The organism is Variovorax sp. NFACC27, from assembly GCF_048301545.1.
Lineage (GTDB): Bacteria > Pseudomonadota > Gammaproteobacteria > Burkholderiales > Burkholderiaceae_C > Variovorax > Variovorax gossypii.
This window is the reverse complement of record NZ_CP157613.1, coordinates 3814256-3827201: the sequence shown is the minus strand read 5'-3', so window position 1 is coordinate 3827201 and position 12946 is coordinate 3814256. Positions and strand designations below refer to the sequence as shown.

Annotated in this window: 10 protein-coding genes; 9 read left to right on the top strand and 1 reads right to left on the bottom strand. The window is 68.9% G+C overall.

All coding sequences use genetic code 11. The features are described from left to right. Positions 1-67: 67 nt before the first annotated feature. Positions 68-2392, bottom strand: coding sequence for an ATP-dependent DNA helicase (locus ABL840_RS17960; protein WP_093303130.1), 2325 nt, complete (start codon positions 2390-2392; stop codon positions 68-70). 155 nt (positions 2393-2547) lie between these two features. Here ABL840_RS17960 and ABL840_RS17955 point away from each other — a divergent pair, with 155 nt between their 5' ends. From ABL840_RS17955 to ABL840_RS17915, 9 genes are all read left to right on the top strand, one after another. Further along, positions 2548-6054 carry a response regulator gene (locus ABL840_RS17955; protein WP_093303129.1) on the top strand — a complete coding sequence of 1169 codons (3507 nt, stop codon included), beginning with the start codon at positions 2548-2550 and terminating at the stop codon, positions 6052-6054. A gap of 89 nt (positions 6055-6143) precedes the next feature. Continuing rightward, a complete protein-coding gene (locus tag ABL840_RS17950; RefSeq protein WP_176947511.1) occupies positions 6144-6929 on the top strand; it encodes a CheR family methyltransferase in 786 nt (261 codons plus the stop codon). Beyond that, entirely contained in the window at positions 6926-7543 is a 618-nt protein-coding gene (locus ABL840_RS17945; RefSeq protein ID WP_240652017.1) for a chemotaxis protein CheB, read from the top strand. The genes ABL840_RS17950 and ABL840_RS17945 overlap by 4 nt, the downstream gene beginning before the upstream one ends. Next, the gene (locus tag ABL840_RS17940; RefSeq protein ID WP_093303127.1) at positions 7533-8756 is read left to right on the top strand and encodes a hybrid sensor histidine kinase/response regulator; all 1224 of its coding nucleotides are present in this window, start codon (positions 7533-7535) and stop codon (positions 8754-8756) included. The genes ABL840_RS17945 and ABL840_RS17940 overlap by 11 nt, the downstream gene beginning before the upstream one ends. Before the next feature lie 51 nt (positions 8757-8807). Beyond that, a complete protein-coding gene (locus tag ABL840_RS17935) occupies positions 8808-9164 on the top strand; it encodes a response regulator (protein WP_093303126.1) in 357 nt (118 codons plus the stop codon). Between the two features lie 86 nt (positions 9165-9250). After that, a complete protein-coding gene (locus tag ABL840_RS17930) occupies positions 9251-9982 on the top strand; it encodes a FadR/GntR family transcriptional regulator (RefSeq protein WP_093195272.1) in 732 nt (243 codons plus the stop codon). 61 nt (positions 9983-10043) lie between these two features. Further along, entirely contained in the window at positions 10044-10889 is an 846-nt protein-coding gene (locus ABL840_RS17925; RefSeq protein WP_093303123.1) for a substrate-binding periplasmic protein, read from the top strand. A gap of 50 nt (positions 10890-10939) precedes the next feature. Next, a complete protein-coding gene (locus tag ABL840_RS17920; protein WP_093303121.1) occupies positions 10940-11776 on the top strand; it encodes a substrate-binding periplasmic protein in 837 nt (278 codons plus the stop codon). Between the two features lie 112 nt (positions 11777-11888). Next, positions 11889-12926: an L-idonate 5-dehydrogenase gene (locus ABL840_RS17915; RefSeq protein WP_093303119.1), complete on the top strand. Its 1038-nt coding sequence runs from the start codon at positions 11889-11891 to the stop codon at positions 12924-12926. The last annotated feature ends 20 nt before the right edge of the window (positions 12927-12946 follow it).

Below are 12946 nucleotides of genomic sequence, written 5' to 3'. Positions count from 1 at the left end.
AATTCCGGCAAGCGGCACGCAAACCTTCAATAGTTTGCAATTGCGCCCGATCCGAATCGGATTCGACCTAAAGGTACGCATCGTCTTCGTGCCTCGCCAGCCGCACATGCCACCAGCGCGGCAGCAGTTCGCGGATCTCCGCGCGTGCGAAGCGGTCGTCGAGCAGGTGCAGCACGCCCCGGTCTTCCTCGGTGCGGATCACGCGGCCGGCGGCCTGCACCACCTTCTGCAGGCCCGGGTAGAGATAGGTGTATTCGTAGCCCTTGCCGAAGCGCGCCTGCATGCGCTCGCGCGTGATCTCGTTGAGCTGGTTGTATTGCGGCAGGCCGAGGCTGGCCACGAAGGCGCCGATCAGCCGGCTGCCCGGCAGGTCGATGCCCTCGCCGAAGGCACCGCCGAGCACCGCGAAGCCGACGCCCCGGCCGCCCTCCTCGAAACGCGCCACGAAATCCTGGCGGTCGGCCTCGCGCATGCCGCGCGTCTGCGTCCACACGGGCACGCCGGGGTGTCGCCGCGAAAAGGCGGCGCAGGCTTTCTCCAGGTAGTCGAAGCTGCTGAAGAAGGCCAGGTAATTGCCCGGCAGGCGCTCGAACTGCGCGCCGATGATGTCGGCCACGTCGCGCAGCGAGCCCGCCCGGTCTCGGAAGCGCGTCGACACGTGCGTTGCCACTTCGACGCGAAGCTGGGTGCTGTCGAAGGGCGAGGCGACGTCGAGCAGCGCGGTGTCTTCGGGCAGGCCCAGCGCGTCGCGGTAGAACTCGAAGGGCGACAGCGTGCCCGAGAAGCAGGTGACCGACACCGCGTCGCCGAAGCGCGTCTGGAGGAACGGCGCGGGCACCAGGTTGCGGATGGCGAGGCCGCGGTCCTGCTGGGTGGCGCCCAGCGTGCGCTCGAACACCGAATGGTCGCCGAAGGCCTCGGCCAGCCGGGCGAAGTGCAGCGCGTCGAAGAAGAAGCGCTGCAGCGGCCCCTGCGAGGCTTCGGGCGTGGCCGCGAAGTATTCGGCCATGGCGGTGTTGGCGGCCTGCAGGGTGCGCAGGAACCGCTCGGGAATCTCGTCGGCGGTTTCGTAGTCGGCCACCTGCGACTGCTGCACCGTGTCCCATTCGCGGAACAGGCGTGCCAGCGGGCCGCGCAGCGCGGCCGGCGCCGCGCGGTGCGCTTCCTCGAGCGCGCCGCCTTCGAGCTGCGCGGTGTACATGCCGCGCGCGCGCTCCAGCAGGTTGTGGGCCTCGTCCACCAGCACGGCCGCGCGCCAGTCGGCATCGCGCATGGTGGCGTAGAGGAAGGCGCTGCCGTCGAAGTAGTAGTTGTAGTCGCCGACGATGGCGTCGGCCCAGTGCGCCATTTCCTGCGCGAGGAAATAGGGGCACACCTCGTGCGTGAGTGCGATGTCGCGCAGCGCCTCGCGATCGAGCCATGCCACCTGCGCGGCCTGCTCGCGCGCGGCCGGAAGGCGGTCGTAGAAGCCTCGCGCAAGCGGGCAGGCATCGCCGTGGCAGGCGCGGTCGGGGTATTCGCAGACCTTCTCGCGGGCCGCGAGCTCGAGCACGCGCAGCCTGCCCCGCCCCTGGCCCCTGTCGAGCACGCGCAGCGCATCGAGTGCGACCGGCCGGCCGGAAGTCTTGGCCGTGAGGAAGAAGAGCCTGTCGATTCTTCGTGCCGCGCGGGCCTTGAGCATCGGGAAGATCGTGGCCAGCGTCTTGCCGATGCCCGTGGGCGCCTGCGCCATCAGGCAGCGCCCGCCCACGGCCGCGCGGTAGACGGCCTCGGCCAGTTCGCGCTGGCCGGCTCGGAAGGCGCGGTGCGGAAATTCGAGCCGCTCCAGCGTGGCGTCCAGCGCCTCGCGATGGGCGGCTTCTCTTCTCGCCCAGTCGCTGTAGCGGCCGCAAAGCTGCTCGAAGTGCTCCTTCAGCGCTTCGCGGGTGTGGTGCTCCTCGAGCACGGTCTCGTCGCCGGTGGCGAGGTCGAGGTACACCAGCGCGACCGTCATCGCGTCGTGGCCGTGCTGCTCGCAGAGCATCCAGCCGTAGGTGCGGGCCTGGGCCCAGTGCAGCGCGCGATGGTTGCCGCGGATGGCGTCGAAGTCGCCGCGGAAGGTCTTGATTTCCTCGACGCGGGCGCTGCGCGCCTCGTAGCCGTCGGCCCGCCCGCGCACGCGTAGCGCGCCGCAGCTGGCTTCGAGCCCGACCTCGCAGGCGTAGTGCTCGGGGTCGCGCCGGTGCTGCACCAGCGCATGCCCCGCCATGCCTTCGAGCGCGCTGGGCGCGGGCACGAAGCGCAGGTCGAGGTCGCCCGCCTTCGCGCCGAAGGCGCACAGCGCCTTGACGGAAACTACGTGCTCGGCAACAACGGGGGCCGCGTCTCGCGGACGGGAGGGTTCGGAGCCCATCTGGCATCAACTGTATGAAATTACAGTATAGCGACGCGAGCCGCGTCCCCGCGTCTGCCCGGGTGCCCTGACGGGGTCTTCTCCGACAGGGACACGCGTATTTATCGGCAAGACTTCATGAGTTTTGCTTACAGTTTTGCTTACGAACAGCGCCAATGAAAACTCCAACCGCGATCGACCCTGACGATTTCGAGCGTCTGCTGAGCCGCAACATCAAGCTCCCTCTGATCGGCGGTCTGTTCGGGGCGGTGGTGTTCGTCGGGCTGATCCTGTTCCTGCTATCGACCATCGGCTGGGTCGAGCACACCGACCGCGTCACCCGCGCCGCCAGCGAACTGCAGCGCCAGAGCATCGACATGGAAACCGGCATGCGCGGCTTCCTGATCACCAGCGACGAGAGCTTCCTGGAGCCGTACCAAAGCGCCCTGCCCCGCGTCAAGGCCGATACGGCCGCGCTGCGCGAGCTGGTGTCGGACAACCGGCAGCAGGTGGATCGTGTCGACCGCATCGCCGCAATCCAGAGCAGCTGGAACGAATACGCCGCCGAGCTGATCGCGGCGCACCGCAAGGGAGAGAACGCCCAGATGGTGGTGCGCCTGGGCCGGGGCAAGCGGCTGACCGACAGCATGCGCGCCGAGTTCACCGCCTTCATGGAAACCGAGCAGGCCCTGCGCTTCCAGCGCAACAACGAGGCCAACCGCACCGCCTGGTGGGTCGTCGGGCTGTTCCTGCTGTTCACACTGAGCTTCACCGGGCTGGTGGCCTACTTCGGACGGCGCCAGCTGATGCTGCTGTCGGAAAGCTACGACGTGGTGCTCAAGGAGCAGTCCGACCACGCCGACCGCCTCGCCCACGAGGCCTGGCTGCGCGGCGCGCAGACCGAACTGGTGGGCGAGCTCGTCGGCGAGCTCAGCGCACCGGACATGGGCCGCAAGATCCTCGCCTTCTTCTCGCGGCACCTGGGCACGTCGGTCGGCGCCATCTACGTGCGCGAGCGCCACGGCCCGCTGCGCCGGGCGGCCAGCTACGGCTTCTCGAGCGCCGCCGAAGCCACGCCGCAGGTCTTCTCGCCCACCGAGAGCCTGATCGGCCAGGCGGCGGCCGAACGGCGGCGCATGCTGCTCGACCCGGTCGACGCCGACTACCTGAAGGTCAACTCGGGCCTGGGCGAAATGGCACCGAAGGCGGTGCTGCTGCTGCCCGTGGCGAGCAGCGGCATGGTCAACGGCGTGGTCGAGCTCGGCCTGCCCGGCGCGCTGGACGAGCGCGGCAACCAGCTGGTCGACCTGGTGGCCGACGACATCGGCACCTCGCTGGCCGCGGCGCGCTACCGCGAGCAGCTGCAGGACGTGCTGGCCGAGACCCAGCAGCTCAACGAGGAGCTGCAGGTGCAGCAGGAAGAGCTGCGCACCGCCAACGAGGAACTGGAAGAACAGTCGCGCGCGCTGCGCGCCTCGCAGGCCATGCTGGAGAACCAGCAGGCCGAGCTGGAGCAGACCAACAGCCAGCTTTCCGAGCGCACCGAGGCGCTCGACCAGCGCAACACCGCGCTGCGACGCGTGCAGCGCGACCTGGAAGACCGCGCCGACGAGCTGCAACGCGCCAGCCGCTACAAGTCCGAATTTCTCGCCAACATGTCGCACGAGCTGCGCACGCCGCTCAACAGCGCGCTCATCCTCGCCAAGCTGCTGGGCGACAACCCGCAGGGCAACCTCACGAGCGAGCAGGTGAAGTTCGCGGAGTCGATCTATTCCTCGGGCAACGACTTGCTGGTGCTCATCAACGACATCCTCGACATCGCGAAGGTCGAAGCCGGCAAGCTCGAAGTGGTGCCCGAAGACGTGACGCTGGCCAAGCTCGCCAACGGCCTGGAAAGCACCTTCGGCCCGCTCGCCATGCAGAAGAGCCTGCGCTTCAGGCTGGAAGTGCGGCCCGACGCGCCGGTCACGCTGCTCACCGACCGGCAGCGGGTGGAGCAGATCCTGAAGAACCTGCTGTCGAATGCGATCAAGTTCACCGACAGCGGCGAAGTAGCGCTGGTCATCTCGCCGGCCGCCGGCGGCGGGGCCGCGTTCGCGGTGTCCGACTCGGGCATCGGCATCGATCCGCAGCAGCACGAGCTGATCTTCGAGGCCTTCCGCCAGGCCGACGGCACCACCAGCCGGCGCTACGGCGGCACCGGGCTGGGCCTGTCGATCTCGCGCGACCTCACGCAGCTGCTGGGCGGCACGCTCACCGTCGAAAGCACGGCGGGCCAGGGCAGCACCTTCACGCTGCAGTTGCCTGCCGTGGCTCCGCAGGCATCGGCGACGCAGCAACAACCGCAGCAGCCGGCGATCTACACGCCGAGAGCCGCACACTCGCCCGCGCATGCAAACGCACATGCACACGCGCAGGCTCCGCTGGCCCCCAAGCCCCCGTCCCCGGTACCCGCGCCGCAGTTCGCCGACGACCGCGCACTGCCCCGCGACCAGGTGCGCCGCGTGCTCGTGATCGAGGACGAGCCCCAGTTCGCGCACATCCTCTACGACCTGGCGCACGAGCTCGGCTACCGCTGCCTCGTGGCGCACGGCGCGGCCGACGGCTTCGACCTGGCCACGCAGTTCCTGCCCGACGCCATCCTGCTGGACATGCGCCTGCCCGACAGCACCGGCCTGGACGTGCTGCAGCGGCTGAAGGATTCGCCGCACACCCGGCACATTCCGATCCACGTGGTCTCCGCCGCCGAGAGCGCACAGGGCGCGGCGCTGCAGATGGGCGCCGTCGGCTATGCGCTGAAGCCTGCCACCCGCGCCGAGCTGATGAAGGTGTTCGGCCGGCTGGAGGAAAAGCTCACGCAGAAGGTCAAGGTCGTGCTGCTGGTGGAAGACGACGAGCTGCAGCGCGAGAGCGTCATCAGGCTGATCGGCGACGACGACATTGAGATCGTCGCCGTCGGCTCCGGCGAAGAGGCGCTGGAGCTGCTGCGCACCCGTGTGTTCGACTGCATGATCACCGACCTGAAGCTGCCCGACATGCAGGGCAGCGAGCTGCTGAAGGCCATGGCGGCGGAAGAGATCGTGTCGTTCCCGCCGGTCATCGTCTACACCGGGCGCAACCTCACGCGCGACGAAGAGACCGAGCTGCAGCGCTACTCGCGCTCGATCATCATCAAGGGCGCGCGCTCCCCAGAGCGCCTGCTCGACGAGGTGACGCTGTTCCTGCACAAGGTGGAGGCCGAGCTTTCGAGCGAGCGCCAGGGCATGCTGAAGACGGCGCGCGGGCGCGACCGCATCTTCGAGGGCCGCACCATCCTGCTGGTGGACGACGACGTGCGCAACATCTTCGCGCTCACCAGCGCGCTGGAGCAGCGCGGCGCCATCGTGGAGATCGGCCGCAACGGCCGCGAGGCGCTGGAGAAGCTCGACCAGGTGAGCGAGATCGACCTCGTGCTGATGGACATCATGATGCCGGAGATGGACGGCCTCGAAGCCACGCGCCGCCTGCGCGGCGATCCGCGCTTCGAGAAGATGCCGGTGATCGCCATCACCGCCAAGGCCACCAAGGACGACCGAGAGCAGTGCCTGGCCGCCGGCGCCAACGACTACCTTGCCAAGCCGGTGGACCTGGAGCGGCTGTTCTCGTTGCTGCGCGTGTGGATGCCGAAGATGGAGCGCCTGTGAGCCGCCCTGCCCCTCCGCCCCCCTCGCCCAGGCCCACGCCTGCGCCGCTGCAGCCGCTGAGCGACACCGAGATCGAGCTGCGCCTGCTGATGGAGGCGATCTACCTCAAGTACAGCTACGACTTCCGCAACTACACGGTGGCCTCGCAGAAGCGCCGCGTGATGCACGCGCTCGACCAGCTCGGGCTGCCCAGCATCTCGGCGCTGCAGGAACGCGTGCTGCGCGACCCCGCGCTCTTCGGCCGGCTGCTGCAGTTCCTGACGATCCCGGTGAGCGAGATGTTCCGCGACCCGGCCTATTTCCTGGCGCTGCGGCAGCACGTGGTGCCGATCCTGCACACCTACCCTTCGGTCAAGGTGTGGGTGGCGGGCTGCAGCACCGGCGAGGAAGTGTTCTCGCTGGCCATCCTGCTGCGCGAGGAAGGCCTGCTCGCGCGCACGCAGATCTACGCCACCGACATCAACCCGGCCTCGCTCGAGAAGGCGCGCCAGGGCATCTTCCCGCTGGAGGCCATCCGGGGCTACACCACCAACTACCAGCGCGCGGGCGGGCGCAGCGCGTTCTCCGACTACTACACCGCCGCCTACGAGGCGGCGCGCTTCGACCCCACGCTGTGCGCCGACGTGATCTTCGCCGACCACAGCCTGGCGACCGACAGCGTGTTCGCCGAGACGCAGCTCGTGTCGTGCCGCAACGTGCTGATCTACTTCAACCGCGAGCTGCAGGACCGGGCGCTGGGCCTGTTCCACGAGTCGCTGTCGCATCGCGGCTTCCTCGGGCTTGGGTCGAAGGAAAGCATCGACTTCTCAGGCTACTCCGACCGCTTCGACACGCACGCGCGTGCCGAGCGCATCTACCGCAAGAAGGCCGCATGACAGGCCAGATGAAGCGCCACCTGCGCTCGCCCGTTCGCAAGCGCGTGGATGCCGTGGTGCTGGGCGCCTCGGCCGGCGGCATAGACGCGCTCTCCACGCTGCTGCACGACCTGCCGGCCGGCTGGCACATCCCGATGGCGGTGGTCCTGCACCTGCCCGAGGAGCACGAGAGCCATCTCGCCGAGATCTTCGCGCAGCGCCTGCCGATTCCGGTGCGCGAGGCCAACGACAAGATGCCGCTGACCGACGGCAGCCTGTACTTCGCGCCGCCCGGCTACCACCTGTCGATAGAACGCGAGCGCTCGTTCTCGCTGAGCTGCGAGCCGCCGGTGCTGTTCTCGCGGCCGTCCATCGACGTGCTGATGGCCTCCGCCGCCGATGCCTACGGCCCCGCCCTCGCCGGCTTCCTGCTGACCGGCGCGAACGACGACGGGGCCGAGGGCCTGCACCGGATCCACCTGGCCGGCGGGCTCACCGCCGTGCAGGAACCCAAGGAGGCCCAGATTCCCACCATGCCCCTCGCCGCCATCGCGCGCCACATTCCCGACTACGTGCTGCCCTTGCGCGAACTGCGCAACCTGCTGCTCCAACTGGAGGCCGTCCGTGAACATTGACATCGAAAGCAAGCTGCTGCTCGTGGACGACCTGCCGGAGAACCTGCTGGCACTGGAAGCGCTGATCCGCGCGCCCGGGCGCACTGCCTACCGTGCCGGATCGGCCGACGCCGCGCTGGCGCTGCTGCTGGAGCACGAATTCGCGCTCGCCATCGTCGACGTGCAGATGCCCGGCATGAACGGCTTCGAGCTGGCCGAGCTGATGCGCGGCACCGAGCGCACGCGGCACATCCCGATCATCTTCGTGAGCGCCGCCGGGCGCGAACTGAACTACGCCTTCCAGGGCTACGAGAGCGGCGCGGTCGACTTCCTGCACAAGCCGCTCGACCCGCACGCGGTGGTCAGCAAGGTGAACGTGTTCGTCGATCTCTACCAGCACCGCAAGGCGCTTCGGCACGAGATGGACTCGCTCGCCGCCGCACACAAGAAGCAGGAAGAGCTGGTGCAGCAGCTGCAGCAGACGCAGCACGAGCTGGAGCACGCGGTGCGCATGCGCGACGACTTCATGTCGATGGTGTCGCACGAGCTGCGCACGCCGCTCAACACGCTCTACCTCGAGGCGCAGCTGCGCCAGCTGCACCTGTCGAAGGGCAAGCTCGACAGCTTCGCGCCCGAGCGGCTGCCCGCGATGATCGAGCGCGACCAGCGGCAGATCCGCAACATGGTGCGGCTGATCGACGACATGCTCGACGTCACGCGCATGCGGCGCGACGCGCTGTCGATCAAGCCGCAGCCGGTGGATCTCGCTGCGCTCGCGCAGGCGGTGGTGGAGAACCTGCACCAGCAGGCCGAGTCCGCCGGCACGGTCATCACGCTGTCGGCGCCGGCCGAGCTGCGCGGCGCGTGGGACGAATTCCGCATCGAACAGGTGCTGACCAACCTGCTGACCAACGCGCTGCGCTACGGCGGCGGCAAGCCGGTCGAGATGGTCGTGCAGCAGCTGGGAAACAGCGCCCAGGTGGCCGTGCGCGACCAGGGCATCGGCATTGCGCCCGAGGACCAGGGGCGGATCTTCGAGCAGTTCGAGCGCACCGACGTCAGCCGCAAGCACGCGGCGGGTCTGGGCCTGGGGCTCTACATCACGCGCAAGATCGTCGACCTGCACGGCGGGCGGATCGCCGTGGAGAGCGCGCCGGGCGAAGGCTCGCGCTTCGTGGTCGAGTTGCCGCTGCGCGCGCCCGACGCCGCCGATGGCGCGGGCCATGGAACATAGCCGTGCCCGGCCTGATCCGACCTTACCGATTGACCTGAAAGAAGACTTCCCGTGAACGTGCTGATCGTCGACGACAACAAGGCTTCGGCCGACCTGCTGCAGGAGCTGCTGGGCCTGCACGACCACACGGCGCGCTGCACCTACTCGGCGCAGCAGGCGCTGGACGCGGCCGCCGCCGAGAGCTTCGACGCCGCGCTGATCGATCTCGGCCTGCCCGACATGCCGGGCACCGAGGTGGCCCGCCGGCTGCGCGAGAGCAAGGCCGAGGGCACGCCGAAGCTGCTGGTTGCCGTGACCGGCTTCTCGGCGCAGGACATGGCCGGCCAGTCGGCCGAGGGACTGTTCGACCACCACCTGCAGAAGCCGATCGACATCGAGAAGCTCGAGCGCATCCTCGCGCAGCGCTGAGCCGGCTCCGTCCGGCTGCCCGCGTGCAGCCTAGTGGTAAACCACTATCGGGAAATTGGTGAACCACTTCTAAACTGGCTCACCACATGGCAACCATCCACGAACTCCCACGCCTGCCTGCGAGCGAGCCGGATTCCGACCGCTCGTACCAGAAGCTCGCGGCCGGCATCGCCGCCCTCATCACCGAGGGTGAATTCAAGGTGGGCGACCGCCTTCCGTCCGAGCGCGCGCTGGCCGACCGCTTCAACGTGAGCCGCACGCTGGTGCGCGAGGCGATCATCGTCCTGGAGATCCAGGGCAACGTCGAAGTGCGCGGCGGCTCGGGCATCTATGTCTGCGCGCCGGCGCCCGGCGCTGCCGCGCCGCCTTCGGCCTACACCCTCTCGCCCGGCCCGGGCCCCTTCGAGCTGCTGCGCGCGCGCTGCCTGATCGAGGGCGAGATCGCGGCGGTGGCCGCCGAGAGCCGCAAGGACAGCGACCTCGACCGCATCTACGGCGCGCTGGCCGAGATGCGCGAGAAGATGCACGACAAGGAAGCCAACGAGGCGGCCGACCGCCTGTTCCACCTGCGCATTGCCGAGTCGACCGGCAACAGCGTGCTTCTGCAGATGGTGACCGCGGTGTGGGACCACACCAAGGCGCCGATCTGGTCCCAGCTGGAAGCCCACTTCCACACACCGGCCTTGCGCCGCGCCTCGCAGGACGACCACCAGCGCGTTTTCAACGCGCTGCTGGAACGCGATGCGGACGGCGCCCGCAAAGCGATGCGCGCGCACATCGAGCGCGTGATCAGCGAGTTCGCGCAAGCCTGGCGCTGAGAGCAGGCACCCGGTGACCGGCCTGGGGCCGGAGCCACCCCGAAAACCACGGAGACAAACCATGAGATCGACTGTCAATCGGCGATGCCGCATCGCCGCGCATTGCTTCGCCCTGACTTTGCTGGCCGCCGCCGCAACCGGCGCATCTGCCCAGCCCGCCCCCGGCGCCAGCCCGCGCATCGACGCGATCCGCAAGGCCGGCGAGCTGCGCGTGGGCGTGCTGCAGAACGCGCCCTGGCTCATCGAGAACACCACCGGCCAGGGCGAGCCCTGGAGCGGCCCGGCCTGGCTGCTGGCCAACGAATACGCGAAGCAGCTGGGCGTGAAGCTGCGCACCGTGCCGGTCTCGCACGAGACCAAGGTGCCGGTGCTCGCGGCCAACCAGGTCGACATGACCATCAGCCCGCTGGGCGAGACGCCGGAGCGGCTGAAGGTAGTCGACTTCGTCATCTACTCCTCCACCAGCGTGTGCATGTTCGGCCGCGCCGACAACGCGAAGCTGGGCAAGGCGAGCTCGGTGGACGAGCTGAACCGGCCCGACGTGACCATCGCCTACTTCACCGGCGGCGCCGAAGAGGCCTGGGTGAAGCAGCGCTTTCCGCAGGCGAAGCTGCGCGCGGTCGCAAGCTCGGGCGCAACGGCACCGGTCGAGGAAATCATGGCCCGCCGCGCCGATGCCGCGCCGATCAACCGCGTGCCCTGGGTCACGCTGCAGCACAAGGTCAAGGGCCTGGCCGTGCTGCCGAAGGAAAACAACTGCCAGTCGAGCACCGAGAAGGCCTCGCCCGTGGGCCTGGCGGTGGACAAGAACCAGCCCGCCTACCTGAACTGGCTGCGCGATGTCGCCAAGGCACAGAAGGCGCGGCTCGATGCCGACGAGGCGCGCATCGTCGGCGGGCTCCAGTGAACGGCCGCGCCGCCCTGCACGAACACCAGCAACTCCGAAGGAAGACCGTCATGAAGATCGCTACTTTCCTGGCCCGCTCCGTGGTCGCCGCGACGCTCCTGGCCCTGGGCCCGGCAGCACTGGCCCAGACTCCGCCCGCGCCCGGCGCCAGCCCGCGCGTCGATGCTATCCGCAAGGCCGGCGTGCTGCGCGTGGGCGTGGTCAACAACCCGCCCTGGCTCGTGCAGAACACCAGCGGCGACGGCGAGGACTGGTCCGGCCCCTCGTGGCTGCTCGGCAAGGAGTTCGCCAAGCTGCTCGGCGTGAAGATGGTGCCCGTGGCGGTGAGCCACGAGACCAAGGTGCCGGCGCTGGTGGCCAACCAGATGGACATCATGATCGGCCCGCTGAACCAGACGGCCGAGCGCGCGAAGATCATCGACTTCGTGACCTTCTCCAGCACCGGCGTGTGCATGTTCGGCCGCGCCGACAACCCCAAATTCACGAGCGCCAAGACGCTGGAGGATTTCAACAAGCCCGAGATCACCGTTGCGTATTTCTCCGGCGCCGGCGAGGAGCCGCTGGTGCGCCAGCAGTTCCCCAAGGCCAGGCTGCGCGGCGTGGCCAATTCGGGCTCGGTCGCGCCCATCGAGGAAGTGCTGGCCGGCCGCTCCGACGTGGCGCCGCTCAACCGCATGCTGTGGCCCAACATCAGCAAGAAGGTGAAGGGCCTTGCCGCGTTCCCGAAGGAGAACGACTGCCAGGACAGCAAGATCTTCGAGATCCAGGCCGGCATGGGCGTGGCCAAGGACCAGCAGGTGTACCTCGACTGGCTGCGCGCGGTGGCGCAGCGCATGCAGCCGGCGGTGACCGCCGAGGAACGCCGCATGACGCAGAACCTGAAGTAAGCCGGGCGCCCCCGCGAGGCGCACCGCATTTCCCCGACAGAGCCTTCCGGGCCGCCGCCATCGGCGAGCCCGTGGGCCACGCTTTGCCCATCATTTCATCGAGGTTCCCAACATGTTGAATTGCCAGATCCACGGAGCCCGCGACCTTCGCGTGGAAGACGCTCCCGTCGAGGCGCTGTCTCCCACGCAGGTGCGCGTCGGCATCAAGGCCGTGGGCATCTGCGGCTCCGACCTGCATTACTACCAGCACGGCCGCGTCGGCGACTTCCTGATCCGCGCTCCACTCACGCCGGGCCACGAGGCCTCGGGCCAGGTGCTGGAGGTGGGCTCGCAGGTGACGTCGGTGCGCGCGGGCGACCGCGTGGCGGTCAACCCATCGCGCACCTGCGGCCAGTGCCGCTTCTGCCGCATGGGTGCCTCCAACCACTGCGAGAACGTGCATTTCTTCGGCAGCGCCAGCAAGTGGCCCCACATGCAGGGCGCGATGCGCGAGCAGGTGGTCGTCGAGGCGAGCCAGTGCGTGCCGGTGCCCGAGGGCCTGCCCTTCGAACTGGCCGCCTTCGGCGAGCCGCTGGCGGTGGCGCTGCACGCAGTGCAGGAGGCCGGCTCGCTACTGGGCAAGACGGTGATGGTGGTCGGCGCGGGGCCCATCGGCGCGCTGATCCTCATGGCAGCGAAGCTGGCGGGCGCGAGCCGGCTCATCGCGGTCGACATCGTCGACCAGACGCTCGCAGCCTGCACCCGCGTGGGCGCCACCCAAACCATCAACGTCGCGAAGGATCCGGCAGCGCTTGAAGCACTCGCCGAAGGCAAGGGCCAGGTCGACGCGAGCTTCGAGGTCTCGGGCAACTACGCGGGGCTGGCCAACTGCATCCGCCTCACGCGCCCGCGCGGCACCATCGTGCAGGTGGGCACGCTGAGCGGAAACAGCAAAGCCTGCCCCTTCAACCAGATCATGGTGAAGAGCCTTTCCTTCGTGGGCAGCTTCCGCTTCGTCGACGAATACGCGTGGGCGGTCGACTACCTCAGCCGCGGCGTGCTCGACGTATCGCCGCTGCTCACCGACGCCGTGCCCGTGGCCCGCGTGCACGAAGCCTTCGCGCTGGCGGCCGACCGGCAGCGCGCGATGAAGGTGATGGTCACGTTCTGACGATGGCCGCGCCCTTCCCT